24 protein-coding genes are annotated in these 24,483 nt (G+C 65.5%); 12 read left to right on the top strand and 12 right to left on the bottom strand.

Features of this window, described 5'->3' with window-relative positions:
* Nucleotides 1-123: 123 nt before the first annotated feature.
* From ACQ4MJ_RS10040 to ACQ4MJ_RS10030, 3 genes are all read right to left on the bottom strand, one after another.
* A complete protein-coding gene (locus tag ACQ4MJ_RS10040; protein WP_431152810.1) occupies nucleotides 124-897 on the bottom strand; it encodes a GNAT family N-acetyltransferase in 774 nt (257 codons plus the stop codon).
* A gap of 55 nt (nucleotides 898-952) precedes the next feature.
* Nucleotides 953-1,912: a Bug family tripartite tricarboxylate transporter substrate binding protein gene (locus ACQ4MJ_RS10035; RefSeq protein WP_431153085.1), complete on the bottom strand. Its 960-nt coding sequence runs from the start codon at nucleotides 1,910-1,912 to the stop codon at nucleotides 953-955.
* A gap of 168 nt (nucleotides 1,913-2,080) precedes the next feature.
* Nucleotides 2,081-3,172 (bottom strand): tartrate dehydrogenase, encoded by a 1,092-nt coding sequence (locus tag ACQ4MJ_RS10030; RefSeq protein WP_431152811.1) that lies wholly within the window; start codon nucleotides 3,170-3,172, stop codon nucleotides 2,081-2,083.
* Between the two features lie 165 nt (nucleotides 3,173-3,337).
* Here ACQ4MJ_RS10030 and ACQ4MJ_RS10025 point away from each other — a divergent pair, with 165 nt between their 5' ends.
* Nucleotides 3,338-4,300: a LysR substrate-binding domain-containing protein gene (locus ACQ4MJ_RS10025; protein WP_431152813.1), complete on the top strand. Its 963-nt coding sequence runs from the start codon at nucleotides 3,338-3,340 to the stop codon at nucleotides 4,298-4,300.
* A 124-nt stretch (nucleotides 4,301-4,424) separates the two neighbouring features.
* Complete coding sequence (locus tag ACQ4MJ_RS10020) at nucleotides 4,425-5,012, top strand: DUF1566 domain-containing protein (protein ID WP_431152814.1); 588 nt, start codon at nucleotides 4,425-4,427, stop codon at nucleotides 5,010-5,012.
* A gap of 39 nt (nucleotides 5,013-5,051) precedes the next feature.
* Here the strand turns inward: ACQ4MJ_RS10020 and ACQ4MJ_RS10015 are convergent, their stop codons facing one another.
* From ACQ4MJ_RS10015 to ACQ4MJ_RS10005, 3 genes are all read right to left on the bottom strand, one after another.
* Nucleotides 5,052-5,453 (bottom strand): carboxymuconolactone decarboxylase family protein, encoded by a 402-nt coding sequence (locus ACQ4MJ_RS10015; protein WP_431152815.1) that lies wholly within the window; start codon nucleotides 5,451-5,453, stop codon nucleotides 5,052-5,054.
* The gene (locus ACQ4MJ_RS10010) at nucleotides 5,380-5,859 is read right to left on the bottom strand and encodes a MerR family transcriptional regulator (RefSeq protein WP_055397539.1); all 480 of its coding nucleotides are present in this window, start codon (nucleotides 5,857-5,859) and stop codon (nucleotides 5,380-5,382) included. The genes ACQ4MJ_RS10015 and ACQ4MJ_RS10010 overlap by 74 nt, the downstream gene beginning before the upstream one ends.
* Before the next feature lie 149 nt (nucleotides 5,860-6,008).
* Nucleotides 6,009-6,899 (bottom strand): LysR family transcriptional regulator, encoded by an 891-nt coding sequence (locus ACQ4MJ_RS10005; RefSeq protein ID WP_121419893.1) that lies wholly within the window; start codon nucleotides 6,897-6,899, stop codon nucleotides 6,009-6,011.
* 96 nt (nucleotides 6,900-6,995) lie between these two features.
* Here ACQ4MJ_RS10005 and ACQ4MJ_RS10000 point away from each other — a divergent pair, with 96 nt between their 5' ends.
* The 4 genes from ACQ4MJ_RS10000 (at nucleotide 6,996) to ACQ4MJ_RS09985 (ending at nucleotide 11,315) form a co-directional block, all read left to right on the top strand.
* Nucleotides 6,996-7,466, top strand: coding sequence for a cyclophilin-like fold protein (locus tag ACQ4MJ_RS10000; protein ID WP_431152816.1), 471 nt, complete (start codon nucleotides 6,996-6,998; stop codon nucleotides 7,464-7,466).
* A 254-nt stretch (nucleotides 7,467-7,720) separates the two neighbouring features.
* A complete protein-coding gene (locus tag ACQ4MJ_RS09995) occupies nucleotides 7,721-8,716 on the top strand; it encodes an alpha/beta hydrolase (RefSeq protein ID WP_431153086.1) in 996 nt (331 codons plus the stop codon).
* A 3-nt stretch (nucleotides 8,717-8,719) separates the two neighbouring features.
* Nucleotides 8,720-9,982, top strand: coding sequence for an MFS transporter (locus ACQ4MJ_RS09990; protein WP_431152817.1), 1,263 nt, complete (start codon nucleotides 8,720-8,722; stop codon nucleotides 9,980-9,982).
* A gap of 193 nt (nucleotides 9,983-10,175) precedes the next feature.
* Nucleotides 10,176-11,315, top strand: a complete 1,140-nt coding sequence (locus ACQ4MJ_RS09985; RefSeq protein WP_431152818.1) for a zinc-binding dehydrogenase — start codon at nucleotides 10,176-10,178, stop codon at nucleotides 11,313-11,315.
* Between the two features lie 259 nt (nucleotides 11,316-11,574).
* Here the strand turns inward: ACQ4MJ_RS09985 and ACQ4MJ_RS09980 are convergent, their stop codons facing one another.
* Nucleotides 11,575-11,868: a DUF4148 domain-containing protein gene (locus tag ACQ4MJ_RS09980; protein ID WP_431152275.1), complete on the bottom strand. Its 294-nt coding sequence runs from the start codon at nucleotides 11,866-11,868 to the stop codon at nucleotides 11,575-11,577.
* Between the two features lie 280 nt (nucleotides 11,869-12,148).
* Here ACQ4MJ_RS09980 and ACQ4MJ_RS09975 point away from each other — a divergent pair, with 280 nt between their 5' ends.
* The 4 genes from ACQ4MJ_RS09975 to ACQ4MJ_RS09960 all read left to right on the top strand — a co-directional run bounded on the left by ACQ4MJ_RS09975 (nucleotide 12,149) and on the right by ACQ4MJ_RS09960 (nucleotide 17,550).
* A complete protein-coding gene (locus tag ACQ4MJ_RS09975) occupies nucleotides 12,149-12,457 on the top strand; it encodes a hypothetical protein (RefSeq protein ID WP_055397526.1) in 309 nt (102 codons plus the stop codon).
* A 323-nt stretch (nucleotides 12,458-12,780) separates the two neighbouring features.
* Nucleotides 12,781-13,869, top strand: a complete 1,089-nt coding sequence (locus ACQ4MJ_RS09970) for a DUF6817 domain-containing protein (protein WP_121419898.1) — start codon at nucleotides 12,781-12,783, stop codon at nucleotides 13,867-13,869.
* A 266-nt stretch (nucleotides 13,870-14,135) separates the two neighbouring features.
* Nucleotides 14,136-14,939: a MetQ/NlpA family ABC transporter substrate-binding protein gene (locus tag ACQ4MJ_RS09965; RefSeq protein ID WP_233194296.1), complete on the top strand. Its 804-nt coding sequence runs from the start codon at nucleotides 14,136-14,138 to the stop codon at nucleotides 14,937-14,939.
* Between the two features lie 301 nt (nucleotides 14,940-15,240).
* On the top strand, nucleotides 15,241-17,550 hold the full coding sequence (locus tag ACQ4MJ_RS09960; RefSeq protein ID WP_431152819.1) for a putative bifunctional diguanylate cyclase/phosphodiesterase: 2,310 nt from the start codon (nucleotides 15,241-15,243) through the stop codon (nucleotides 17,548-17,550).
* 355 nt (nucleotides 17,551-17,905) lie between these two features.
* Here ACQ4MJ_RS09960 and ACQ4MJ_RS09955 read toward each other — a convergent pair whose 3' ends face one another.
* Nucleotides 17,906-18,553 carry an FMN-dependent NADH-azoreductase gene (locus ACQ4MJ_RS09955; protein WP_121419901.1) on the bottom strand — a complete coding sequence of 216 codons (648 nt, stop codon included), beginning with the start codon at nucleotides 18,551-18,553 and terminating at the stop codon, nucleotides 17,906-17,908.
* Between the two features lie 154 nt (nucleotides 18,554-18,707).
* Here ACQ4MJ_RS09955 and ACQ4MJ_RS09950 point away from each other — a divergent pair, with 154 nt between their 5' ends.
* Entirely contained in the window at nucleotides 18,708-19,655 is a 948-nt protein-coding gene (locus ACQ4MJ_RS09950; RefSeq protein WP_431152820.1) for a LysR family transcriptional regulator, read from the top strand.
* Nucleotides 19,656-19,793: 138 nt separating this feature from the next.
* Nucleotides 19,794-20,663 (top strand): HDOD domain-containing protein, encoded by an 870-nt coding sequence (locus ACQ4MJ_RS09945; RefSeq protein ID WP_055397514.1) that lies wholly within the window; start codon nucleotides 19,794-19,796, stop codon nucleotides 20,661-20,663.
* 59 nt (nucleotides 20,664-20,722) lie between these two features.
* Here the strand turns inward: ACQ4MJ_RS09945 and ACQ4MJ_RS09940 are convergent, their stop codons facing one another.
* The 4 genes from ACQ4MJ_RS09940 to ACQ4MJ_RS09925 all read right to left on the bottom strand — a co-directional run bounded on the left by ACQ4MJ_RS09940 (nucleotide 20,723) and on the right by ACQ4MJ_RS09925 (nucleotide 24,340).
* Nucleotides 20,723-21,889, bottom strand: coding sequence for an ankyrin repeat domain-containing protein (locus ACQ4MJ_RS09940; RefSeq protein ID WP_431152821.1), 1,167 nt, complete (start codon nucleotides 21,887-21,889; stop codon nucleotides 20,723-20,725).
* Nucleotides 21,886-22,449, bottom strand: coding sequence for a sigma-70 family RNA polymerase sigma factor (locus ACQ4MJ_RS09935; RefSeq protein ID WP_218299675.1), 564 nt, complete (start codon nucleotides 22,447-22,449; stop codon nucleotides 21,886-21,888). The genes ACQ4MJ_RS09940 and ACQ4MJ_RS09935 overlap by 4 nt, the downstream gene beginning before the upstream one ends.
* 89 nt (nucleotides 22,450-22,538) lie before the next feature.
* Nucleotides 22,539-23,306 (bottom strand): hypothetical protein, encoded by a 768-nt coding sequence (locus tag ACQ4MJ_RS09930; RefSeq protein WP_431152822.1) that lies wholly within the window; start codon nucleotides 23,304-23,306, stop codon nucleotides 22,539-22,541.
* A 152-nt stretch (nucleotides 23,307-23,458) separates the two neighbouring features.
* Nucleotides 23,459-24,340: a hypothetical protein gene (locus tag ACQ4MJ_RS09925; protein WP_431152823.1), complete on the bottom strand. Its 882-nt coding sequence runs from the start codon at nucleotides 24,338-24,340 to the stop codon at nucleotides 23,459-23,461.
* Nucleotides 24,341-24,483: the final 143 nt, after the last annotated feature.

Genomic DNA, 24,483 nt, shown 5'->3' with positions numbered 1-24,483 from the left:
AGGGATGATGGAAGAGCGCAGACGGCCATTTTTCTTTAAACTCTGGCGCCCGTCTCCGCACCCATAGCTGCCCTCACCTTCACTCCCTCTCCCGCAAGGGGAGGGGGAGCCTGAATAACCCCTTCAGCCCGGCACCCGGTAGTGGTAGCCGTACGCCGTCTTGAACCCCATCGACTGGTACAGCCCCAGCGCTGGCGTGTTCTGCGCGCGCACCTGCAGGTAGGCGCTGGCTGCCCCGGCCTCGGCGGCCCAGTGCAGCAGGGCTGTGACCAGCGCGCGCCCGCGCCCGCCGCCCCGGTGCTCAGGCGTCACGGCCAGGTCGTACAGGCCCACGGCGCCGCGCTCTAGCACTGCCAGCCCAAAGCCCACGGGCTGGCCCTGTGCATCGTGCTGCAGGGCGAACGCGGCAGGGTGGGCGATGTGGTCCAGCATGCTGTTGTGCAGCGCGCGGTGGTGCGTTGGCACGCTGTTGGCGGCGGCAAAGCCCTCCAGCCAGGCGGCAGTGGGCGTGGTGCTGATATGGGTGCTGCCATCGGGCTTGCCGACCGAACCCAGGGCCAGCGGCCGGTGCAACACCAGTGAGGGGTCGAAGTGCTGGTAGCCCGCCTCGGCCAGTTCCAGGTCGGCCTCGGGCGGGGCCAAGGGCGAGATGCGGAACACGGCGGGCAGCCCGTGCCGTGCGTACAGCGCTGCAGCCGCTTCGCGCACCCCGTCAAACGGCGCGCCGGGCAGCAGCGCGTTGACCGAATTGGCACGCTTGGTGTAGCCGCCCGACAGCCGGAACACCCAGCCCCGGTGGAACACCGTCTGGCGCGCGGGCCAGGCGTTGAAGGCGCGCTCTTCGAGTGCGTGGATCAGGGCGACGGGAACGGTGGGCTCGATGGTGGTGGGCGTCATGGCTGGCGTTATACCAACCCGCCCCCCGGGCACACAGTCAGTCGTTTCGGTCGGTTCAGTCGGTGGTGATCTTGTGGTCGGCCACCAGCTTGGCAAAGCGTGTGGTGTCGCTGGCTATCTGCTCGGCCATTTGAGCGGGCGTGTTGCCAATGGGTTCGGCGCCGATGTCCTGCATGCGCTTCTTGAAGTCGGGCGACTGGATCACCTTGACCATCTCGGCATTCAACCGGGCCACCACATCGGCGGGTGTGCGTGCCGGGGCCAGCACGCCAAACCAGGTGCCGATGTCGAAGCCCGCAAAACCGGCCTCCTGCAGTGTGGGCACATCCGGCAGCGATGAGGACCGCTTGGCCGTGGTCACCGCCAGCGCGCGCAGCTTGCCCGCCTTGATGTGGGGCAGCACGGGCGTGATGGTGTCGAACGACATCGACACCTGCCCGCCCAGCAGGTCGGTGGTCAGCGGGCCGCTGCCCTTGTAGGGCACATGCAGCAAAGGCTGGCCGATGGTGGTCGAGAACTGCGTGCCGATCAGGTGCTGCGCCGTGCCCGCGCCGTTGGAGCCATACGAAAACTTGTCGGGCGCGGCCTTGATCAGGGCCACGAGTTCCTTCACATCCTTGGCGGGAGTGGTGGCGCTCACGGCCAGCACGTTGGGCACCAGGGCCACGGTGGTGATGGGGGCAAAGCTCTTTTGAAAGTCGTAGCTGAGCTTTTTGTAGACGCTGGTGGCAATGGTGTGGTGCACTGCGCCCATCAGCAGCGTGTAGCCGTCGGGCGCGGCCTTGGCCACGTAGTCGGCACCAATGGTGGCGCCTGCGCCGCCCCGGTTTTCCACGATCACGGGCTGGCCCAGCGCGGTGCTGAGCTTTTCGCCCAGCGCGCGCGCCAGCACGTCGGTGGTGCCGCCCGCTGCAAACGGCACGACGAGGGTGACGGGTTTGCTAGGCCAGGCCTGTGCGTGGACAGCTTTGCCGGGCAGCAGGCAGGCGGCTGCGGCCAGCGCCGCCAGTGCCATCAGGTGTTGACGGCGCAGCGGGGGAGCAATGTGGGTGGGGCCGGGGTTGGGGCGGTGCATGGTTTGTCTCCTGAAGGATGGTGGTGCGGCGGGTGCGTGGCCTGTGCGGCCTTGTGGTTCTGCCCGCCGGGCTCTCACAAGCCCGCCTTGGCGGGCCGTGGGGGGCGATCAGGCGGCTTTGCGCGCGGCTGGTGCGTCGCTGATCAGCGCGCACACCGCATCGGTCACCTGCGCCGTGGTGGCCGTGCCGCCCAGGTCGCGGGTGTGCAGGGCCGGGTTGGCGGTGACCTGTTCGATGGCCTGCATCACGGCGCGCGCAGCGTCCACCTCGCCCAGGTGCTCCAGCAGCATCACCACCGACCAGAAGGTGCCGATGGGGTTGGCCAGGCCCTTGCCCATGATGTCGAACGCCGAGCCGTGGATGGGCTCGAACATGCTGGGGTAGCGGCGCTCGGGGTCGATGTTGCCGGTGGGCGCAATGCCCAGGCTGCCTGCCAGCGCGGCGGCCAGGTCGCTGAGGATGTCGGCATGCAGGTTGGTGGCCACGATGGTGTCGAGCGTGGCGGGGCGGTTGACCATGCGGGCCGTGGCGGCGTCCACCAGCTCCTTGTCCCACTTCACATCGGGGAACTCGGCCGCCACTTGCGCGGCGATCTCGTCCCACATCACCATGGCGTGGCGCTGCGCGTTGCTCTTGGTGATGACGGTGAGCTGCTTGCGGGGGCGCGACTGCGCCAGGCGGAAGGCAAAGCGCAGGATGCGTTCCACGCCCACGCGGGTCATGATGGACACATCAGTGGCCGCCTCGATGGGGTGGCCCTGGTGCACGCGGCCGCCCACGCCCGAGTATTCGCCCTCGGAGTTTTCGCGCACGATGACCCAGTCCAGGTCCTTGGGCGTGCAGCGCTTCAGGGGCGCATCGATGCCCGGCAGGATGCGCGTGGGCCGCACGTTGGCGTACTGGTCAAACCCCTGGCAGATTTTGAGGCGCAGGCCCCAGAGCGTGATGTGGTCGGGGATGTCCGGGTCGCCTGCCGAGCCAAACAGGATGGCGTCTTTGCCGCGCAGGGCATCCAGCCCATCGGCCGGCATCATCACGCCGTGGGCGCGGTACCAGTCGCCGCCCCAGCCAAAATTTTCGAACTCGAACTGCAGGCCGGGGTGGCGGGCGGCCAGGGCTTCGAGCACGCGCTGGCCCGCGGGAATCACTTCCTTGCCGATGCCGTCTCCGGGGATGGTGGCGATTTGATAGGTGGTCATGCGGATGCCTGGGTGAAAAAGGTCTGGAAATGCCCGTGCAGCAAGGCACAGGCGTGAAAGAGAGACACAGAAGAAACCAAACGGTAGAGGGACTGTAGGCCTGGACGCCTTCACAGAACGCCGCTAAAGTGAATCCATCGTTAACCTGAAGTTAAGAGCTATTCGATGAGTGCCACCATCCAGCCCGCAGAACTGGGCTTCTTTTCTGCGCTGGCCGCCAGCCCCAGCCTGAGCGCCGCAGGGCGCGAAATGGGCGTCTCCACGGCGGCGGTCAGCAAGCACCTCACGCAGATGGAAAAGCGCCTGGGCGTGGTGCTGGTCAACCGCACCACCCGCCGCATGAGCCTCACGCCCGAGGGCGAGCTGCTGCTGGAGCACGCGCGCCGCATCCTGCGCGAGATCGATGCGCTCGATGAACTTATCGTGCAGTCCAAGGCCAGCCCCAAAGGCCTGCTGCGCGTGAACGCCACGCTGGGCTTTGGCCGCATGCACATCGCGCCCGTGATTTCGGACTTTGTGCGCCAGTACCCCGAGGTGGATGTGCAACTGCAGCTGTCGGTGCACCCGCCGCCGATCACCGACGACGCCTACGACGTGTGCGTGCGTTTTGGCGAGCCGCCCGACGGCCGTGTGATCGCCCGCCGCATCGCCCCCAACCGGCGCGTGCTGTGCGCCGCACCGGCTTACCTCGACCGCCACGGCAGGCCCCGGGTGCCGCGCGACCTGATGGAGCACCAGTGCATCGGCATCCGCCAGGGCGACGAGGCCTATGGCCTGTGGCGCCTGACCACCGGGCGCGGCAGCAAGGCACACACTGAGTCCATCAAGATCACCGGCAACCTCACCACCAACGACGGCGAGATCGCCGTGCTGTGGGCGCTGCAGGGCCACGGCATCGTGATGCGCGCCGAGTGGGACGTGAACCGCCACCTGGCCCAGGGCCTGCTGGAGCCCGTGCTGCCGCACTACCAGACCCCGGCGGCCGACATCTATGCGGTGTACCCGCAGCGGCACCAATTTTCCACCCGCGTGCAGGCGTTTGTGGGGTTTCTGGCCGAGGCGCTGGCAGCGTCGGGGGCACCGGCCGGTGTGCCCGCCAAGCCGGGCAAGCTGGGTAAGCTGGGGTAAAGGCGCAATGCAGGTTTTCTGATCTGCGGGGTGGCGCTGGTGTCGCTGTGCGGGTAGGGTGTCGCCATCCGAGTCCGTTTTGCCCGCCTTATTCCGCTACCCTGCCAAGACCAGGCTTTTGCCCATGAAACCACTTTCGCAGCTTTTTGCCGCGCTGGCCTGCGCCCTCACAGCCCTGCCGGTGCTGGCTACCGACTCCACCGCAGCCCAAGACTGGTCTCTGTCGGCCGATGGCGCCTATGTACTTGATGTGCGCGCAGGCCTGACCTGGCCGCGTTGTGTGGAAGGCATGCAGTGGACGGGCAAGACCTGCACCGGCAAGCCGTTGCTGCTGGACCGTGCCGAAGCCACCACCCTTGCCACCGACCGCTGGAAGGCCGAGGGCGTGGGTTGGCGCCTTCCCCGCGCGGCGGAACTGCAGCGGCTGGTGGACAAGTCGCTGTCTCCCCCGGGCCTCAACCCCATCCTGTTCCCGGCCGCGCCGGGCCAGTGGCACTGGTCATCCACCAGCAACGTGAGTGCGCCCAGCGTCAACCCATACACCTACGGCAACATCGCGCAAAGCCGCGCGGGCGATGGGGGGCGCCAGGCCGCAATGATCAACGGCTGGGCCGTGAACCTGTCCACCGGCGAGGCGCGGGGCGATGCGGCACGGGCCAGCAAGCTACCCGTGCGGCTGGTGCGGCCGATGCTGGTGGGGGCGGGGAAGTAGCCGCAGACGTCGCGCGGAGCCGGTAGCGGCTCAGGCACCTCATGCTGCCACCGTTTCCGCACCGCCCGCCACAAACACTGCGCGGGCAGCGGCCAGTCCGTTCAGCGCGGCGGGAAAGCCTGCGTAAACAGCCATCTGCATGAGGACTTCCACGATCTCCTCGCGGGTGACGCCCACGTTCAGCGCCGCCTGCAAGTGCACCTTGAGCTGTGGTGTGGCGTTGCCCAGCGCAGTCAAAGCAGCGATCACTGCAATTTCGCGGCTGCGCAGGTCCAGTCCGGGTCGGGAATAGATATCGCCAAACGGAAACTCGATCAGGTAGCGGGCGAAATCGGGGGCAATGTCGGCCAGGCTGGCGACGACGTGCTCACCGGCGTGGCCGTCGATTTCGCGCAGCTTGGCGAGGCCCTGGAGATAACGGGGATTGGTTTCGGGGGACATGGGTGCTTCCTTGGCGGGGTGACGAGGGTGTGTGGCGAAGGGAAGCCTCCAGATCCCGGTAGTGCGCGATCTTGGCTTGCAGCGCCTGTGCGGCTTGCTGCATGGCGGTGATGGTTGCAAGCACCTGAGCAAGGTGATGCTCCAGCAGCTCGCGCCGTTCGGGGGCGGTGGTGTTCCCTTCGCTGCGCAGCCGCGCGAAGGCCTGCATCTGCCCGATGGGCATCTGGGTCTCGCGCAGGCGCAGCAGGAATCCGATCCATTCCATGTCCGAAGCCGCATAGCGGCGCTGGCCACCCGGCGCACGCGCCACGGGCGCAATCAGCCCGGCGCGCTCGTAGTAGCGCAGCGTGTGCGCGGTCAGGCCCGTGCGTTCGGCGACTTCGGCAATGGTGAGGAGGGATGCCATGGGAACGATTCTGAAAGTTGGAGTGCACTCTAAGTCAAGCACTGAATCGTTCCAACGTGACAAGGGGTCGCAACAGGCCGCTGTCTAACCCTTGTTCGTATCTGCTGCCTCGTGATCTCTAGCTGCCCGCGTGCTTGCAAGCAGTCTCTTCACCGCAGCTGCAACGCCTGCAGCACCAGCGAAAACGCAGGCGATGGCTGGCGCCGACTGGGGTAGTACAGGTGGTAGCCCGCGAACGGTGGGCACCAGTCTTCCAGCACTCGGACCAGGCGGCCGTCTTCGATGTGGGTGGCCAGTTCGTCCTCGGGCAGCAGCGCAATGCCCAGCCCGGCCAACGCTGCATCGACCTGGGGCGGGGCGGTGTTGAAGATCAGCGGGCCATCTACCCGCACGTTGACCTGTTTGCCCTTGCGCGCAAAGTCCCACACGTACAGGCCGCCCGAGGTAGGCATGCGCTGGTTGATGCAGCGGTGCGCCGTCAGGTCGTGCGGGGTTTTGGGAATGGGATGGGCGGCAAAGTAGCTGGGCGATGCGACCACGGCCATGCGAAGCGGCGGGCCGATGGGCATGGCAATCATGTCCTTGTCGATGGTGTTGCCCAGGCGCACCCCGGCGTCAAAACGGTCGGCCACGATGTCGCGAAAGCCGTAGTTCATGTCGAACTCCAGCGTGATGTCGGGGTTGTCGTGCAACAGTGGCATGAGCTTGGGCAGCAGCGTAGTGTGCATGACGTGGTCGCCGCAGGTGATGCGCACAGTGCCTGCGGGTTTGTCGCGCAGTGCGGTCAGCGCATCCAGCTCGGCCTCAATCTCGTCAAAGCGGTGACCGATGGCTTGCATCAGGCGTTCGCCCGCTGGTGTGGGCGAGACGCTGCGCGTGGTGCGTGTGAGCAGCCGGATCTGCAGGCGCTCTTCAAGGCCACGGATGGTCTGGCTCAGCGCGGACTGCGTGACGCCCAGAGTGGCTGCGGCCCGGGTGAAGCTGCCCTCGCGCGCCACGGTGACAAAGGCCAGCAGATCGTTCAGGTTGCGTCTCGCCATGTCTGATTCTCTGAATTGATTGGTTAGCCAGCCTTATAAACCCATTCGCCATTCATTATCTAGTCGGCGCAAGCAATGCTGGGCAAACTTCTTGCCATGGCACAACGCATCAGCACCCACCCCTTCCAACGCCGCGCCCTGGCGGGTGTCGTCTTGGCATTCACCCTGGCAGCCGGGGTGATGCCCGCCACCACCTTTGCACAGCAGGGCCCCATGAAAATTCATCTGCATATCGATGGTGCCATTGCCACCGCCACCCTGGACAACAACGCCGCAGCGCGCGATTTTGTGGCCCAGCTGCCGCTGTCGCTGACGTTGCAGAACTACGCGGAGATCGAACGCATCGCCACCCTGCCGCGCAAGCTGTCGGTGGACGGGGCACCGGCGGGCATCACCCCCAAAACAGGTGACATCAACTACTACGCGCCCTGGGGCAATCTGGCGATTTTTGTGGGCGATGAAGCCTATGCACGCGGCCTGGTGCGGCTGGGCAGAGTGGACACGGGCCTGCCCGCGTTGCAGCGCCAAGGGCCTTTGAAAGTGCGTATCGAACGCGCCAGCGATTGACGCGCGGACAAAGCATTGGAGCGTCCAACGAAGGCGCGCCCTCGACCCCCGCCTTCATTTCTTGATTTCTCGTCCTTCCCCAATTTCATACCTCCCCAGGAGCATCGAACATGCACAACACACTCTCCACCATCCACGCACAGCACCCAATACCCGGCACAGCCCCCCTCACCTCGGACCGGCGCGACTTCCTCATCCGGGCGGGCTTCGGTGCGGCGGTATGGGGCGGGCTGTCTGCCGCGGGTGGTAGTGCGATGGCAGCGGGGCCGCAGCCAGCGCACGGCAAGCTCAGCGGCGCCGACAATTTCTACCAAAGCGACAAGGTGGCCGTGCGCAAGGTGACCTTCAAGAACCAGTACCGCATGGCGGTGGCTGGCAACCTGTTTGTGCCCAAGAACCTGGACCGCAGCAAGAAAAATCCGGCCATTCTGGTGGGCCACCCCATGGGCGCAGTCAAGGAACAAAGCGCCAACCTGTATGCCACCAAGATGGCAGAGCAGGGTTTTGTCGCGCTGTCGCTGGACCTGCCTTTCTGGGGTGAGAGTGACGGCCAGCCGCGCAACGCGGTGGCGCCAGACATCTATGCCGAGGCTTTCAGCGCAGCGGTGGATTTTCTGGGCACGCAGGCGATGGTGGACCGCGAGCGCATTGGGGCCATTGGCGTGTGCGGCAGCGGCAGCTTTGTCATCAGCGCCGCCAAGATCGACCCGCGCATGAAGGCCATCGCCACCGTCAGCATGTACGACATGGGTGCTGCCAACCGTGATGCGCTGAACCACTCGCAGACTGTGGAGCAGCGCAAGCAGATCATTGCCGCCGCTGCCGAGCAGCGCTACGTGGAGTTCAGTGGCGGGGCCATCCAGTACACCGGTGGCACGGTGCACGAGCTGACGGCAGACACACACCCCATTCAGCGGGAGTTCTATGACTTCTACCGCACCCCGCGTGGCGAGGTCACGCCCAAGGGCGGCTCAGCCAAAACCACCACCCACCCCACGCTGACCAGCAACGTCAAGTTCATGAACTTCTACCCGTTCAATGACATCGAGACAATTTCTCCGCGCCCCATGCTCTTCATCACGGGTGACCAGGCGCATTCCAAGGAGTTCAGCGAAGACGCCTTCAAGCGCGCTGCCGAGCCGAAGGAGCTGCACATCGTCCCCGGTGCGGGCCATGTGGATCTGTATGACCGTGTGAACCTGATCCCATGGGGCAAGTTGACGGCGTTCTTTGGCAAACACCTGGCTTAAGCAATGACCACCCAGGTTTGCGACGCCCCGCCGCAACACACAGGCGGTGAAGACGGGGCGGCGGCGCAGCCCGCGCGCTGGAGCGGCGTTTTTGCGATGACGCTCTGCGTGTTTGCGCTGATCGCGTCGGAGTTCATGCCAGTCAGCCTGCTCACACCCATGGCCGCAGACCTGGGTGTTAGTGAGGGTTGGGCCGGGCAGGGCATTGCGATATCGGGCGCCTTCGCCGTGCTCACCAGCCTGAGCATTGCAGCGCTGGCAGGCAGGATGGACAGCAAGACCCTGCTTCTGGGCCTTACGGCGCTGATGTTCTTATCTGGCGCGGTCATTGCACTGGCGCCGAACTACGCGGTGTACATGGTGGGGCGCGCGCTCATTGGGGTGGTGGTGGGAGGCTTTTGGTCGATGTCGGCCGCCACGGCCATGCGGCTGGTGCCCGCGCAGCAGGTGCCACGGGCCCTGGCCATCTTCAATGGTGGCAACGCGCTGGCCACGGTGGTGGCGGCGCCGCTCGGCAGCTATCTGGGGGCCGTGATTGGCTGGCGTGGGGCTTTCTTTTGCCTAGTGCCGGTGGCGGTACTGGCCTTCATCTGGCAGTGGGTGAGCCTGCCGCCGATGCCTGCCGGGCCCCGGCGCTCTGGGGCCTCTGGCCTTGTTTTCAGACTGCTCCGGCGCCGGATGATTGCCGTGGGCATGCTGGCGGTGGGCTGCTTTTTCATGGGACAGTTTGTGCTGTTTACCTACCTGCGTCCATTTCTGGAGACCGTCACGCATGCGGGTGGGTTCACCTTGTCGTTCATCCTGCTGTTGATCGGGGTGGCGGGCTTTGTGGGCACCACATTCGTCGGCGCGGCGCTGGCCAGAGGCTTCTACCCAACGCTGTTCACGGCACCCGTCTTGATGGCGCTCATCGCCATCGCGCTGATCTGTCTGGGTGACCAGCTCACTGTAGTCACGGCCTTGCTGGGTGTATGGGGCATGGTGGCCACGGCAGCACCGGTGGGCTGGTGGACATGGGTTGCCCGGTCGATGCCGAGAGACGCTGAAGCCGGAGGCGGCCTCATGGTGGCGGTGGTCCAACTGGCTATCGGCCTGGGCTCCACGGTGGGGGGCCTACTGTTTGACCGCAGCGGATACCAGAGCACCTTTGTCGTCAGCGCTGTTTTGTTGCTGGTGGCCGCTTTGCTGGTCTTGCTGACCTGGCGCTCTGGCAGGGCCGAGGGCCGTGCTTTTGTCGGTAGTCGAAGGTTGAAGGAGATGGGGTGAACGCGTGCATTGCGCGCCAGCAAACTGACGGCGATGTGGGGTGCAAAACCGAGGGGACAGCAAAACCCGGCGTCCTGGTGAAAAATGGCGCGGCAGGTGGAGAGGCTGTGACCTGCTGTCACCCCAGCCTCCCCCCACGTCGCGCCGCTTCATGTGCGCGGCTCCATTTCCATCATCCCACTGCGAGTCCTCCATGAACCCATCCATCCCTACCACCGCGCTGCAGCTGCGCTCGCTTGTACAAGCCAATGGCACCTTGCAGATCAGCCTGGAGCCGACACCCGTGCCCACACCGGGGCCTGACGAAGTGCTGATTCAGGTACAGGCCACGCCTATCAACCCATCGGACATTGGCCTGCTGTTGGGCCCGGCTGATCTGTCCACCGTGCAGGTCACGGGCACGGCCGAGCGGCCGGTGGCCACGGCCCGCATCCCCGAGCGCGCCATGCCCGGCATGGCGGCACGCCTGGGCCAGAGCATGCCCGTGGGCAACGAGGGCGCAGGTCTGGTGGTGGCTGCGGGTGCATCGCCCGCTGCGCAGGCGCTGCTGGGCCGCACGGTGGCAGTGATTGGTGGCGCCATGTATTCGCAGTACCGCGCCATGCCTGCAGCGCAGTGTCTGCCGCTGCCGCCCGGCACCACGGCGGCTAAGGGCGCGTCGTGTTTTGTCAACCCGCTGACTGCGCTGAGCATGGTCGAAACCATGAAGCGCGAAGGCCACACCGCGCTGGTGCACACCGCTGCGGCCAGCAACCTGGGCCAGATGCTGCTCAAGATTTGCCAGAAGGATGGTGTCGGCCTGGTCAACATCGTGCGCAAGCCCGAGCAAGCGGAACTGTTGCGCGAACTGGGTGCCCAGTACGTGTGCGACAGCAGTGCGCCCGATTTCATGGCCGAGCTGACCGACGCGCTGGCCGCCACTGGCGCCACCATTGCGTTTGATGCCACGGGCGGCGGCACGCTGGCGGGGCAGATCCTGCAGTGCATGGAGGCGGCCATCAACCGCAAGGCCAAGGAATACAGCCGCTACGGCTCGGCCGTGCACAAGCAGGTTTATTTGTACGGCCACCTGGACACGCGCCCGACCGAAGTGCACCGCACCTTTGGCATGGCCTGGGGCATGGGGGGATGGCTGCTGTTCCCGTTTCTGCAGAAGATTGGCGAAGAGGCCACCCAGGCGCTGCGCCAGCGCGTGGCGGCCGAGCTGAAGACCACGTTTGCCAGCCACTACGCGCGCACCGTGTCGCTGGCAGGCGCGCTGAGTGCCGAGTCCATTGCGTTCTACGGCCCGCGCAATACTGGGGCCAAGGTATTGATCGACCCGTCGCTGTAAGCGACGTTGCAGGGGCTCTTGCGGCGCCTTGAGGGACGGTCCATTACGGCAGGCGCCAGGCAAGCTCGGCAAGTGCCATGTAGCCAGCCGGCGCCGCGTGCGCCAACAAAAAGGGCTCCCAAAGGGAGCCCGATCTGCCTGCCCGCCCCTGCGGTTCAGTTAACACTCCCCATGGCAGCGCCACCCGCAAATGCAAAGTGCCACCACCATGGGAAGTCCCGCAACTGCTTCAACCAATCTCAAGCAGTTGGTCTGCCAATTACATGGCGCTGAATTCGCCCGAAGGGATCTTGCCGGTGCGCAGGGCTTCGGCAGCCTGGGCACGCACGGCAGCGCGGTCGGCGGTGGAGGTGTAGGTCACCACACGCGAACCAGCAGGTTCCTGACTGCGGGTCTGGGCCACGGTAGCGGCTTCAGCGGCCACTTCAGCGCGGGTGCGGTTCGTGTCGAACTTCAGGGCAAATTGCGAGCTGTCAGCTTCGTCAGCCTGGGCGCCAAAAGAAGCGAAAGCGGCAACAGCAGCGACGGAGAGGAAACGGGCGGTCTTGTTCATGATGAAAATCCTTGAAAGTTAAAAAGCGTCTCAAAAAAGCCGGGTCAAAAACCATTTCTGAACCGGGTTCGGTGAGTCGCCTTGCGGGTTCGGCTCATCGATGGGATGAACTGTACGCCGATGGTGTTCACGGAAAAACTACCTGGTCGCGAACTACCTGTTCCAGTATTGAGAACAATCCTTCCATCATCCCGCGCTCCCGGGTGATCTTTCAGGGCTCGAATTCTGCTGGAAAAAACTGTATATTCATACAGTATCAAACCACAGGAGTAGCAGTGCCATGCAAGTCATCGAATCCACTTTCGTCGTCAACCTCCGCGACTATCCCGAGGAGCTTCCGCCCAAAGAGCGCATTGCCGCAGAAACTCGGTACGCCAGGGCCCTGGAAAAGCAGCTTGGCGGCCCTGAACAGGTAGCAGCTGCGCTGGACACCATGCAGAGCCTGGAGGAGTCGCCCCCCGAGGTGGTGTCCCCTGGCGATCTCACTTTGCTCAAGGCCTGGGGCAAGGCCAGCGTGGCAGCCCGGCAGGCCGGGTTCCGGGATTTGGGGGAAGGAGAGGGCGCGTACTTTGAAGTAAGGCTGGTCTGAGAGGCTGAGAGCCCTTCATCCATGCCCGCCTTGCACGCCAATACGCCCCAGCTCGTCGTTACAAATGCTCGCCATAGCCTGAGCTATGGCTGTGCTTTGCGCCTAGATCCGAGGCGTATTTGCGCGCCTTTCGGGCCCGGCTAAAAAACTCTCAGCCTCTGAGCCTGAAAGCCCGCAGCACGCAGTGGGGCTGACCGAGCCGTCGTGCAGGCGCGTGCTGGGTGTGAGGGCCGGGTCACCCCGGTGCTTGCACACCCGCCGTGTGGGCAGATACTGTGTGTACATTGCATTACCAGCACGATCAACGCCGGAGACACAACACCATGACCCTGCCGCTTCACCCCCTGGACCCAGACCTGTTTGCCCGCGCATTGCCGCTGCTGGACGAAGAGTGGCTGACCCGCGACCCTGAACTGGCGCCCGTGCTCCCCACGGTGCTCGCGCGCAATGTGGGGCAGGACTGGCACAAGGCGGGCACGTTTCGCCACCACCTGGTGGGCGTGACGCGCACGCTGACCGTGTGGCAGCAGCCGCGCGATGTGCGCCTGCTGGGGCTGCTGCACAGCGTGTATGGCAATGCCTTTGTGGACCTGGTGAAGTTCGACCCCGCCAAGGAGCGCGCCCGTGTGCGCGAGATTGCGGGCGAGTCGGCCGAGCACCTGGTCTACCTGTTCTGCACCCAGTCGCGCACGCAGTTTGTGCAAAAGGTGCTGGCCCATGCACTGGAGGCGGACGGCAGCCTGGTGCTGCAAAAAGACGGGCAGGACCATGTGCTCACGCCCTACGAGGTGGCGGCCTTCATCATCGTGAGCATGGCCGACACCATCGAGCAGTGGTTCAGCTGGCAGGACGATATCTTCTCGCGCTTTCCGGACGTGCAGCACCGCAGCCAGAAGGCGCACTGGGCCGCATCGCTGTGGCCCGGGCCCATGCGGCCGTCGGGGCGCATGGTGCACCAGATCAATGGCCTGGCCAAGGCGCTGCAGCACCCGGGCCTGAAGGATGTGCTGCCCATGCCGCCGGTGTTTGCGCACTGCTCGCAGTACCTGTCGGCCGCCAACGAGGCGGCGGCCACGTCGCTGTACTGGTCGGTCATCCAGCAAGACCAGCCCCTGGTGGATCTGGACGTGGCCACCGGCGTGCTGGAAAGCGCCGTGCGCCACAACCCTTGGGTGGGCGAGCCGCAGATGGTGCTGGCCCAGCTGTATCTGTCCGCTGGCCGCAAGGACGACGCCAAGGCCGCCGCCGAAAGCGCGCTGCACCTGTTCAGCGCCTGGGGCAATGCGTGGGACAAACGCGTGCAGTGGGACGCCTGGGTGGCCTGGACGCGCATCCTGCTGCAGGGCGCGACGGTGGAGGGCACCTGGCCCGAGCGGCTGGACAAGCTGAACAACGTGGCACTGCGTGGGTGACTTGGAACATCCCCCAGAGTGACTGCGCCACTTCCCCCTTCTCTCGAATCGCAGCGCGATTCGGGAAGGGGGACGCAGCCCTCGCTGCGGGGCGGCCCTTGCTCGGCTGCCCTCGTTGGGCGCGCGCCAGTTTCGTGAGGTGGGGGTGGGGGCGCGGGCCTTGTCTTCTTATTCGAATTGGTTTTAATGAAATGAAAACTTAGTTGTTCCTGTGTTATCGGGAAAACCCTAGGATGCGAGCCATCTCTCAACGAAAGGTTTTCCCTGTGAACAACAACAAGCGCCTTCTCCTGCAATCCGCCCTGGCTCTGGCCGCTGCTGCCGCTTTCTCGTCCGGCGCCATGGCCCAGGACAAGCCCATCAAGGTGGGCGTGACCGGCGGCCCCCACGCCCAGATCTTCGAGCAGGTGAAGAAGGTTGCCGAGAAGGACGGCCTGAAGATCCAGATCGTCGAGTTCAGCGACTACGTGCAGCCCAACGCCGCGCTGGCTGCAGGCGATCTTGATGCCAACAGCTACCAGCACAAGCCTTACCTCGATGCGCAGGTGGCCGACCGTGGCTACAAGCTGGTGTCGGTGGGCTACACCGTCAACTTCCCCATCGGCCTGTATTCCAAGAAGGTCAAGAAGCTGGAAGACCTGAAGGAAGGCGCCAAGTTCGGCATCCCCAACGATCCCACCAACGGTGGCCGCGTGCTGCTGGTGCTGCAGGACAAGGGCCTGATCAAGCTGCGCGACGGCGCGGGCCTCAAGGCCACGCCGCTGGACGTGGTGAGCAACCCCAAGAAGCTCAAGTTCGTGGAACTCGACGCTGCCCAGCTGCCGCGCTCGCTGGACGACCTGGACGCCTCGGCCATCAACACCAACTTTGCGCTGTCGGCCGGCCTGAACCCTGGCAAGGACGCGATTGCGCAAGAAAACGCCAAGAGCCCCTACGTCAACCTGATCGCCGTGCGCGAAGCCGACAAGGACAAGCCCTGGGTGGCCAAGCTGGTGAAGGCCTACCACTCGGAAGAAGTGAAGAAATTCATCCAGACCGAGTTCAAGGGTTCGGTGCTGCCAGGGTTTTAAGGCTTCACGCTGAGCGCACCCTGTGATGGGTGGGCGCTGCGGTGCCCTGGTTTGACTTGCTCCCGCGAGGGGAGCGGGAGCCCAAAAGCGCTGTCGAAGAACGGCAAATATTCAGATTCCATTGGCATCCAGCGCTTGTCCAGCAGGCGCTGGATGCTATTTTTTTGGTAGCTATTGGCCGGCCCAGTGCCCCGGCTGCTTTGAGGGGAAACAGGCGGGCCACGCTTGCGTCCACAATGGGAGGGTTAACGTTCTGTAGCAATTACGCCCAGCACACCCCTTCCACCACGGCCCCCCACCCATGTCCTTCGCGGAACGAATCCTCTCAGCGGTCTGGTTGAGCGCAGCCACGCTGTTGTTCGCCGCGTCGCTGTGGGTGCCGGACGTCAGCGTGCGGGTGTTTCTGGACAACGCCTCGTGGACGCTGGCGTTTGGGCTGTCGGCCTTCTGGGCCTGGCGCGGCTGGGTGCAGGCGCCGCCTACCGACCGCGCGCTGCACGCCGGTCTGCTGGCCTTTGCCCTGCTGGTGGCTGTGGGGCAGATGGTGTGGAACGTGCAGGTGGCGCTGGACTGGAACCCGTTCCCCGCGCCTGCCGACCTGTTCTTTTTGGCAGGGGGCCCGCTGTGGGCGGCCACCGTCATCCGCGCCACGTTTGCCCGCCTCTCGCGTGACCGCGCCTACCCGGCGGCGCTGGACTTTGGCGGTGCCGTGCTGGCGCTGCTGGCCTTCACCCTGGTGATCTATCTGCCCTCGGGCGGGGTGGGGTCGGCGGCGGTGGGTACGGTTCTGGTGCTGTACCCGGCAGGGTTCCTCACGGCGGCGGGAGTCACGGCGCTGGCCATTCCTACCGTGGGGGTGCGGGTGGCGCGCTCGCACCTGCTGGTCTTGATGGGCCTGTTGGGCTATGGCCTGAGCTGGATGCAGTGGAACCTGATGGTGATCAGCAGCACGGTGGAGCCGGGTGTCTGGTTCAACGCCAGCTTCAGCCTCTCGGCGCTCGCCCTGGGTTGGGGCGCGCGCTGGCTGCGCTTTGAGATGTCGGTGGATGCCGACTACCGCCGCCAGTGTGACCGGGCCATGAACTATGTGCCGCTGGTGTCGATGACGCTGGCGGCCATCACCCTGGTGCTGCTGTTTGTCGCGCCCGACGGGCGTGCCGGGGTGCAGGCGCTCATCTTGGTGTGCTGCCTGCTGGTGCTGCTGCTGGCCGCACTGCGCCAGACCATTGTGGTCAGCCTGCTCAACCGACTGCGCACGGCCGAGGCCGCCGTGCTGCGCAACGAAGAGCAGCTGTACCGGGTGGCGCACTTTGACGCGCTCACCGGCCTGCCCAACCGCCGCTACTTTGAAGATGCGCTGGAGCGCGCCGTGGCCGAGGCCGCGCGCGACACGCAGGGCACCAACCGCCGTGTGGCGCTGCTGCTGATCGACCTGGACCACTTCAAGAGCGTGAACGAAACCTACGGCCACCGCGTGGGCGATGCGCTGCTGAGTGAGGTGGCCCAGCGTATCACCCAGCTGCTGGCGGGGCAGGGCCTAGTGTCGCGGCTGGCCAATGACCAGTTCACCGTGATGCTGCTGCGCCCCGCCTCGCGCACCGAGCTGGCGCAACTGGCCGCATCGCTGGTTGAAGGGCTGGGGAGACCCTGGGAGCTGTCGGAGGTGGGGGCGCAGTACATGGGTGCCAGCCTGGGCATCAGCCTGTACCCGGACGACTCTGCCAACAGTGTGGAGCTGGTGCGCCACGCGCATTCGGCGCTGCACGCCACCAAAAGCGCAGGGCGCGGCTCGTACCGTTTCTACATCGAGGAGTTCACGCAGATCACGCGCAGTCGGCTGGAGCTGCGCCGCCGCCTGCACAGCGCGCTGCAGGGTGGCGAGTTCACGCTGGTGTACCAGCCCCAGCTCAACCAGCAGCGCCATACGGTGGGCGCCGAGGCGCTGCTGCGCTGGTCAGTAGACGGCAAGGCGGTGCAGCCGGACGAGTTCATTCCGCTGGCCGAGGAGAGTGGGCTCATCGTGCCGATGGGCCTGTGGGTGTTCGACACCGCCTGCCGCCAGGTGGCGCAGTGGCGCGCCGAGGGCTGGCAGGTGCCGGTGGTGTCGGTCAATGTCTCCACCATCCAGCTACGCGAACCAGGGTTCACCAAGACCTTGCTGGGCGTCACCGAGCGCGCGGGGGTGGAGCCTGCGGACCTGGTGCTGGAGATCACCGAGTCGCAGTTGCTGGACGAATCGCTCTACGCCATTGCGCTCGACCTGAAAAACGCGGGTTTTGCGCTGTCGATCGACGACTTTGGCACCGGGCACTCGTCGCTCATCAAGCTCAAGCGCCTGCCAGTGGGTGAGCTGAAGATCGACAAGGTGTTTGTGCGCGACATCGTGGTGGATGTGAACGACCGCGAGATCTGCGCCACCATCAATGCGCTGGCCCGCACGCTGGGCCTTTCGGTGGTGGCAGAAGGGGTGGAGACCGAGGAGCAGCTGCAGCTTTTGATCAAGATGGGCTGCGAGCGTTTTCAGGGCTGGCTGTTTGCCCCGGCGCTGCCGCCGGAGCAACTGGCCCGGCAGTGGCTGCAGCGGCAGTCGACAAGCCGCACAACCGTCTGAACGCGGATTTGCTATTTAATTAATAGCTATTAGCGCTTGTCTAATAAGCGATGGAGTCACTTTTCAGTATAAAAAAAAGCCCGGCATGGAGCCGGGTTTTGCAATGTTGGCGGGGCCTGGTGTCCTGAGCTGGAAGTTCGTTGATGAAATGAATTTCCAACTCAGGACACTAGGGATCCTCTGCACGAATCGAGCGGTAAGTGTGCGCTGCGGATCTGGAGGGGCTGCCAGGCGCAAAACGCAGCAATAGCTGTAGCTATTGCGAGGTTTTGCAACACCGCAGACCACCCGAGTCCGCAGATGCACACGGTGCGGTGATTCGTGCAGAGGGTCCCCAGGGCCCTGCAGTTGCCGTTCAGGCCGCTTGCGCTACGCTGGCCTGGTTGGCTGCGGCGCCGGTGTGGTTGGTGATTTCCACTTCGGCGGAAGCCAGGGCTGCGGCCTTGGCATCAGGGCCCATGGCCACGCCTTCAGCGCGCACAAACCGCACGTCGGTGATGCCGAAGAAGCCGAACACCACCTTCAGGTAGCTCTCCTGGTGCTCCATGGCCTGGCCGCCTTCGCTGGTGGAATACACGCCACCCCGGGTGGAGGCCACGATCACAGTCTTGCCTTTGGCCAGGCCTTCGGGCCCGTTGGCGGTGTACTGGAACGTGCGGCCGGGTTGGGCAAGCCGGTCGATCCAGGCCTTGAGCTGGGTGGGAATGCTGAAGTTGTACAGCGGTGCGCCAATCACCACCACGTCGGCTGCCAGAAACTGGCTGACCAGTTGCTCGGACACCGCGTTCTCGCGCTTTTGCGCTTCGCTCAAGCCTTCGGTCTGGCCAGTGCGCGGAGTCATTGCGTCCATTGTGAAGTGTGCGGGGGTGTTGGCTACCAGATCGAGGTAGGTCACCTCGGTGGCTGGATGGCTGGCTTTGTAGGCGGCCACGATCTGTGCCGTGAGCTGTCGCGAAACGGAGTTGGCACCGGTGATGGCGGAATCGACGTGAAGCAGTTGCATGAAAAACTCCTTGGGGTTCTGTGGATGGAGCCACAGCGTGTGGCCATGGGATGAATTGTGGTTGTTCATCCGTTTGTTGATAAGGTGGTTAATTTGAGATAGATTGTTCCATCCATCGAATGAATCGCGCGTGGCTACAACCCGCACTTCCACCATGCAAGACCTCAATGACATGCTGTATTTCGCCGAAGTGGTGGAGCGCGGTGGCTTTGCCGCTGCGGGCCGCGCCCTCGGCATCCCCAAGTCGCGCCTGTCGCGGCGCGTGTCCGACCTGGAGGCGCAGCTGGGTGTGCGTCTGCTGCAACGCACCACCCGCAAGCTGTCGCTGACCGAAGTGGGCGAGGCCTACTTGCGCCATTGCCAGTCCATGCGCGAGTCGGCCCAGGCTGCGGCCGACACTGTGGCCCAGGTGCAGACCACACCGCGCGGCACCATCCGCGTGAGTTGCCCGGTGACGCTGGCGCAGACCGTGGTGGCCGAGCTGATGCCCCGGTTTCTCGCCCAGTACCCCGAGGTGCGTATCGACATGCTGGTGAGCAACCGTGCGGTGAACCTGGTGGAGGAGGGCATCGACGTGGCGCTGCGCGTGCGCCCCTCGGTGGACGACAGCGGCAGCATGGTCGTCAAGCGGCTGGACCACACCACGCAGATCCTGGTGGCCAGCCCCGAGCTGCTGATCCGCCAGGGCACGCCAAAGACGCTGGACGATCTGGCCAAGCTTGACAGCATTGCCATGTCGGCACCCGAGGGCCGGTCCATCTGGAATCTCATCGGCCCTGGCGGCGTGCACCAGATGGTGCAGCACACGCCGCGCTATGTGGCCGATGACCTGCTCACACTCAAATACGCCGCCGTGGCGGGCACCGGCGTGTGCTGGATGCCCGACTACATGTGCCAGGAAGAAATGCGCGAGCGCAAGCTGGTGCGGGTGCTGCCTGACTGGGCGCCCGCGCCCGCCATCGTGCATGCGGTGTTCCCCTCGCGCCGTGGGCTGTCGCCCGCCGTGCGGCGGTTTCTGGACTACCTGGGCGAGGCCATGCCCGGGCGCAGCAGCCTGAGCACGCGGCAGGCCCTGCAGGGGCTCGACGGCGCGAATATCTGAGTTGCTGAGCGCAAAGACTGCGCTTGTACACGGGTTCAATGGGCGGCACGCTTTTTGGCCCCACAATGCAACGAATTGCAACTGTGCGGGCTGCCCCCGTCCCTGTGTTCAGCACACGCGGCGGCCCGGGGATTTTTTGTGACTGCTCCACACCCCATCGACCAAGACATCCGGCAGGCCCGTGTGCACCCCGCCGTGCGGGCCATCGTGGTTCCGCCGTGCCCCGAATCGTTGCTGCGCCTGCAGCAGATCATGGCCGAGCCCGAGCTGGATTCGGCGGCCCTGGAACAATTGGCGTCCTCCGACGTGGCCCTGGCCGCTGCCGTCATGCGGCTGGCCAACAGCCCGCTGTATGGCCTGGCCCAGCCGGTGCAGACCGTGGGCATGGCGCTCACGGTGTTGGGGCTGCAGCCAGCGGTGCAGTTGCTATCGGCCTTCATCACGCGCAACGCGCTGCAGGTGCGGTCCCCGTTGCTGGAGCATTTCTGGGAAAGCTCGCAGCGCCGCGCCATCGCCTGCGAACACATCGGCCACCAGCTCTACAGCTTTGACCCGGGCCTGGGCTACAGCTTCGGTCTGTTCTGCCATGTGGGCATGCCGGTGTTGGTGAAGGCGGTGCGCGGCTATGCTGGCACCGTGACCGAGGCCCTGGCGCGCAAGGACCGCACCTTCACCCAGACCGAAAACGCCAGCCACCGCACCGACCACGCCGTGATGGGCGCCATCGTCGCGCGCACCTGGCACCTGCCAGGCGACGTAGCGCAAGCCATCTGGCTGCACCACGACTTTGCCTGCCTCGATGACGAGCGGTTTGACCCTACCGTACGCCACCTGGTGGCCCTGGGCCTGCTGGCCGAGTTTCTGGTCAACCAGCATGACAACCTGCCACCCACGCGCGAATGGCAGCAGCATGGGCAGGCCTGCATGGACCACCTGCATGTAACGCAGGACGAACTGGACCATTGGATCGACGCGCTGCACCCGGCGTTTGAGGCGGTGCGGTTCTGATGCCGATGCGCGGCTGATCAATCAGAAGACCGTTCGGGCTGAGTTCATCACCGCCGCCCTCAGCGCACCGCCTCCAGCAACTCGGCCAGGCGCGTATGCCCCCGCTGCGCAGCCCACTGCGCCGCATTCAGGCCCTCGCGGTCCACCAGCCGGGGGTTGGCGCCCAGGGCCAGGAGCTTCTGGGCGGTGGCGGTGTGGCCGTTCATCGCTGCCAGCATCAAGGCGGTTCTGCCCTCGTTGTCGCGGGCGTCCACAGACGTTCCCTGGCGGACGAGGCTTTCTATCTGCTGGGGGTTGCCCGCACGGGCAGCGTCCCACACGTGGCCTGGCAACGATGCCCCGAGGCGTTTTTGCATGGAGGCGGTGGTTGCTCCGTTGCTGTCGCGGGCCACAGAGTCGGCCAGGGGGCTGCGGGCGGCCGGGGCTGCAGCAGCGGCCGCTGCCTGGGGCTCGGGCGCGGCTGGTGGGGGGGGCTGTTTTGTGGGAGCTGTTGCCGCGTGCTCGCGGCTCTCGGCGTTGGGGGCGGCGACCGGGGAGGGCGATGCGGGGAACCCAGACATGGCTCCGGCTGCGCGGGGGGCGTGCAGGGTTTCAGTTTCTGCGGCTGCTGTGGAGGCAGACGCGGGGGCGGGGGCCACAGCCGTGGCAGGTGCTGGAGTCGGTGCCGGGGTTGGTGCTGGCGCGGTCTTGGCTAAGGGCTGCGCGGGGGTCGGTGCGTGCGCAGGCGAAGGTGCCGTGGTGGACTTGGGGGCCACGGCCCCGGTGGCCGGGCTGGTGGTGTTGCGGGCGCGCTCCTGCTCCTGTGCGCTGTCGGGGGGGGCTGGCAATGCGGCCGACGGAGGCGGGGGGAGGGCCTCTGGCAGGGGCTTGGGTGCGGGGGCGGCCGAGGGCGCGGGGGCTGGGGCGGTTTGGGCTGCAGGTGCGGGCGCCTCGGCCCGGCGGTGGCTGAATGCGGTGTCCCGCTCCTCGGGCGTGCCGCGTTCGAACTGCAGCATCAGCAAACCGGTCAGGCCCACCACGGCCACGGTGGCCAGGGCCGAGATCTTCCAGCGTGCCTGGTTGGCGGCGGGGGCTTCAGGCGTTGGAGCGGGGCCTGCAGTGTGGGCGGCCGCCACCATCTGTGCATGCGCGCGCACGGCCTCGCGCACATGCGCGCCGGGGCGGGCGCCTTCCTGCGCGCTGGCTTCGTGGTAGCGCCGGACCAGCTCGTCGTCCTGCAGGTTCATACAAACTCCTTGAGGTGCTGGCGCAGGCTGGCCCGCGCGTAGCGCAGGCGGCTCTTGGCGGTTTCGAAATTCACGCCGGTGGCCTCGGCAATCTCCTGCACGCCCAGGTCGCCTTCGGCCTGCAGCAGGAAGGCCTCGCGCTGCTCCAGCGGCAACTGTTCCACCGCCGCAATCAGCGCGGCCGCCTGTTCGCGCGACTGTAGTTGCCGCACGGGCCCAAAGCCCGAGTCGGCCACCAGCGTGTCGGCCAGCCTGCGCGCATCGTCGTCGCTCGCATCCAGGCTGGTGTGGTGCCTGGCGGTGCGCAGGTGGTCCACAAGCCGGTGGTGCGCCAGGGTGAACAGCCAGGTGCGGAACTTGGCTTTCACCTCGTAGCGGGCAGCATTGCGCGCCACGGCAAACCACACGTCCTGCAGCAGGTCATCGGCCACGGCCTGCACCTTGACGCTGCGAAACACAAACCGCCACACCGCCAGTTCGTGCCGCCCATACAGTACATCGAACGCGCCCAGTTCTCCTGCGGCGTAGCGCAACATCAGCGCTTCGTCAGAGTCCTCCATGGTGGCGGGGAATGGGGTGGATGGCACCCGCGCATTATGGGAGGGACTCATGCGCTCGCGGGCAGATCCGCTGGGGTTGCATTCAGGGCCTACCTCGGATCTGGTACGTAAGACACGTTGTCCGATTGCGGCACGGTTTGTGGTACCGGCGGGTGCGCACGCCGCTTTCGGATCACGCCTTTTGCAATCAGGTTTTTGCGGCTGTCGTAACGGATGCTGATGACCTCTTCGAGGAGGTGCGACACAACCGGGGTCCGGCGCTGCCCGTGCGGGGCTTCCTCGCTCAGACGGTCTTCGTTGCTAACTTTGTTGCGGCGTTGGCCGGACGGTTCAGGCCTCACCTGTGCAACGGGGTCGATGATCCGCTGGCGGAACAATGCAATCTGGATCAGGCCCACCTTGGTTGAGCGCGCAGTGAGGTCAGCGTGGAAGTTTGCAACGTTTGCGAACTCGAAGTGAGGCAACGTGCCGCTGGATTTGTACCAGCCGGCAATTCGATCGCGCGCATGGGGCAAGAACACATAGCCGCTCCGTCTCCACCCGTCGTTCTGACCGGTGAACTCATCGGTCTGACCGGTTAGTACGTCGACGCCATCCACCATTAGCACGACATTCACCCTGTCGCCGCTGCGATTGTGCAATGTGACCGCATACTGGGCCCCAGGTCGGCCAGCGACCCAGTATTGGCCCTTGGCGTAGTACATCGGCAGCCTGGCGCCTGTTTTGGGGTTGACGATAGTGACTTGGGCCAGGCGGCCGATGGCCTGGGCGGGCAAGCTGGTCAGCGCGAGCAGTACGGCCAGCGCGGTGACGGTGGTATGGATGAGGGCAGGGAGTGTGGGGGAACCGGTTTTCATAGCGGCCCTTTGACGATGTTATTAGTGCTGAGTGAAACGAGCGGAATGGCTGGGTCGGATCAGGGGCAGTCGGCCGCCGCGCACTGTGCGAGGCGCCCGTTCACCTGCGCGCGGGACGGCTGCGCATGGCCGGTCCGCTATCTCGGGCCCAGTCAATTCGGGTCCGGCACATAGGACAGGTTGTCCGATTGCGGGAATGCCCGGGGCACCGGCATGCGCGCTGGCCGTTCGCGGATGATGCCGCTGGCCACCAGGTTCTCGCGGCTGTCGTAGCGGATGCTGATGATTTCATTGGGCTGCTCCTGCAGGCGCGTGAAGCTGGTGTGGGTGACGACCGAGGTCTCGCGCTGGCCGTGCGCCGTGCCCAGCTTGGCCGAAGGCATGGGGGCGGCCTTGGCCACACTGTCGGCAGATTGCGAGCGGGCAGAGGATTCGGCCGATGGGTCAGGGGCCGCCGGTGCAGCGGCAGCGGGTGACGCGGGTTCCTCCCGCAGGCGCCCGAGGCCGTGGCCGTTGTCACGGCGCTGGCTGTAGGGCTCGGGGGTGATGGCGGGGGCAGGCTGGGGCACCGGCGGCTGTTCGCGGAACAGTGCTACGCCAATCACGCCCACATGCGCCGGGCGGCCCGTGCGGGCGGCATACGAGTTGGCAATGTGGGAAAACTCGAAGGCCGCTACCTGGCTGTCGCTCTTGCGCCAGCCGGTGATCTGGTAGCGCTCGTACGGCGAGAACACATACCCGCGCTGGTCCCATGCAGCGGTTTCGCTGCTGAGCACATTGACTCCGTCCACCGAGGGAACAGCCAGCACCCGCTCTCCCAGCCGGTTGCGCACCGTGATGGCATACCGCGCCCCGGGCCGCCCTGCCACCCAGTATTCGCCCCGGGCGTAGTGCACCGGCAGCGTGGCGCCGGTGTCACGGTCCACGATGGTGACATCAGCCAGGCGGCCAATGGCCTGGGCAGGAAGGTGGGCCAGGCCCAGCAATGCCGTCAGGGCGGCGAGGGCGGGCAGGGTGAGCGAACGGGGTTTCATAGCAGCTCCATCAAAAAAATGTGGTGGTGCTGTATGAAACGAACGGGGTGGGTCAATGGGGTTGAGAGGTGCCGAAAAAAATCAAAAATAGTTTTCAGCACTGCATCGCACCCAAGCTTGCGGGCCTACCGTTCGCACTGCGG

This window comes from Acidovorax facilis (assembly GCF_050626955.1).
Lineage (GTDB): Bacteria > Pseudomonadota > Gammaproteobacteria > Burkholderiales > Burkholderiaceae_C > Acidovorax > Acidovorax facilis.
Note: the sequence above shows the minus strand (reverse complement) of the source record. Positions and strands in the feature narration are given on the sequence as shown.